The organism is Saccharomonospora iraqiensis subsp. iraqiensis (genome assembly GCF_000430445.1).
In the GTDB taxonomy this organism is placed as follows: domain Bacteria; phylum Actinomycetota; class Actinomycetes; order Mycobacteriales; family Pseudonocardiaceae; genus Saccharomonospora; species Saccharomonospora iraqiensis.
Window position 1 is genome coordinate 1 of record NZ_KE387116.1, and the last position, 2,225, is coordinate 2,225.

2 protein-coding genes are annotated in these 2,225 nt (G+C 73.2%); both read right to left on the bottom strand.

Annotated elements, in window-relative coordinates:
- A partial coding sequence (yhjD, locus tag ACTIR_RS0117145) for an inner membrane protein YhjD (RefSeq protein ID WP_026455201.1) occupies window positions 1–929 on the bottom strand: 929 nt, incomplete at its 3' end.
- 155 nt (window positions 930–1,084) lie between these two features.
- The coding region (cofH, locus tag ACTIR_RS23980; RefSeq protein WP_065388604.1) for a 5-amino-6-(D-ribitylamino)uracil--L-tyrosine 4-hydroxyphenyl transferase CofH at window positions 1,085–2,225 on the bottom strand (1,141 nt) is incomplete at its 5' end.

The following is a 2,225-nucleotide window of genomic DNA, read 5'->3' on the forward strand; positions in this document are numbered from 1 at the left end:
GCCGCGAGCCCGACGCCCGGGCCGCGCCGCACCCGCACTGTGGGGCGGATCACGGCGGGACGGGGCAGGGCGTCCGGGGCGGCGAGGTTCTCCCGCGCGGTGGCCGTCCACGCGGTGACGAACAGCAGGAACCGGGCGACCAGGTTGGCGAACACCAGCAGACCGATGATCGGGCCGAACAACGCCCCGCTGGGCGAGCTGGTCACGCTCGCCAGGTAGATGCCGCCGACCTGCTTGAGGACCTCGAACCCGATCGCAGCGAGCACCGCGCCGCGCACGGCGCTGCGCACCGCGACCTTCTCCCGGGGCAACTGGGACAGCACCCAGAGGAACACCAGCACGTTGGCCGCCAGCGCGAGCACGATGGTGGCCAGCCGCAGCAGGAACCGTGCCCAGGCGGCCTCCTCCAACCCGACCAGGCCGAGCAGGAACTCCCCGACGCCCGCGCCCACGGCGGTGAGGCCGAACGAGACGGCCAGCGCCACCCCGAGCCCGGCCAGCGAGACGAGGTCCTTCAGCTTGCCGGACAGGAACGGCTGCTTCTTCTTGTGCTGGCCCCACTGCGCGGTGAGCGCGTCCCGGAGGTTGGTCATCCAGCCGAGCCCGGAGTAGAGCGCCAACAGCAGACCGAGCACGCCGACCCCGGCCCGGGAGTCGAGCGCGGCGCTCACGATCTGGTTGAGGAACTCGCCCAGCCCCTCCGGGGCGGAGTTGATGATGCCCTCGCTGAGCCGGTTCAACGCGGCGTCGTTGCCCGCCAGGAGGAGGCCCGCGACCGAGAAGCCGACCATGAGCAGCGGGAACAGCGACAACACGGAGAAGTAGGTGATCGCTGCGGCGTAGTGGTTGCCGTACCGCTCGGTGAACGCCTCGTTCGCCCGGACGACGTGATCGAGCCACCCGTACCGGCGACGCAGCCGGGCGAGCAGCTTCTCGTCGTCCGTGCCGCTCTTGCCGTCACGTGCACCGCGGCCGGTCCCGGTCGTCGCATTCCGTCGCGGGGCCGTGCCCGCCGTCTCGTCCGCCACGCGAGGACGCTAACCACCGTCGTGGCCCCCGGCAACGCGGGGCGCCGGAACACCGGTCACCCGGGTCGCTCCGGGGCGGTGACCGCGGCGGCCGGGGTGACCGGGCCGTAGGTGGTGGTGCGCTGCCTGCCCGGTCTGCCGGCCAGGGCGGTGAGCGCGTCCAGTTCGGCGACCGTGCGCGACGACCCGTGGTCGGAGCCGGCCATACGGGAGATCGTCTCCTCCATCAGCGTGCCGCCGATGTCGTTGGCCCCACCCCGCAGCACCCGGGCCGACCCCTCGTCGCCGAGCTTGACCCACGAGCACTGGATGTTGTCGATCCGGCCGTGCAGGGCGAGCCGCGCGAACGCGTGCACCGCGCGGTCGTCCCGGACGGTCGGGCCCGGGCGGGCCACGCCCGCGAGGTAGAGCGGGGCGTTGTGGTGCACGAACGGCAGGGCGACGAACTCGGTGAACCCGCCGGTCTCGTCCGCGATCCCGGCCAGCGTCCGCAGGTGCGCCAGCCAGTGGCCGGGGTGGTCGACGTGGCCGTACATCATCGTGGACGACGAGGGCAGCCCCAGCCGGTGCGCGGTGGTCACCACGTCGATCCACGCGCGGGCGGGCAGCTTGCCCTTGGTGAGCACCCAGCGCACGTCGTCGTCGAGGATCTCGGCCGCGGTGCCGGGGATCGAGTCCAGCCCGGCGTCGCGCAGCTCGGTGAGCCACTCCTCGACGCTCACGCCCGCCTTGGCCGCGGCCGAGACGACCTCCATCGGGGAGAAGGCGTGGACGTGCATCCCGGGAACCGCCTTCTTCACCGCACGCACCAGCTCGGCGTAGTGCCCCACGGGCAGCCTGGGGTCGATCCCGCCCTGCATGCACACCTCGGTGGCGCCCGCCCCGGCCGCCTCGACCGCCCGCGCGGCGACCTCGTCCACGGACAGCCGGAAGGCGTCCGCGTCCCGCTCCCGCTGCGCGAACGCGCAGAACCGGCAGCCGACGTAGCAGACGTTGGAGAAGTTGATGTTGCGGTTGACGACGTAGGTGATCGGCTCCCCGACCACGTCGGCGCGCAGCTCGTCGGCGAGCCGGGTCAGGGTCTCCAGCGCCTCACCCTCGGCGGTCAGCAACGCCAGTGCGGCGTCGGCGTTGTGCTCGGCCAGCAACGCCGCGGGGTCGTCGGCGGCCAGCCGCAGCCCCGCGGCCACGTCCCCG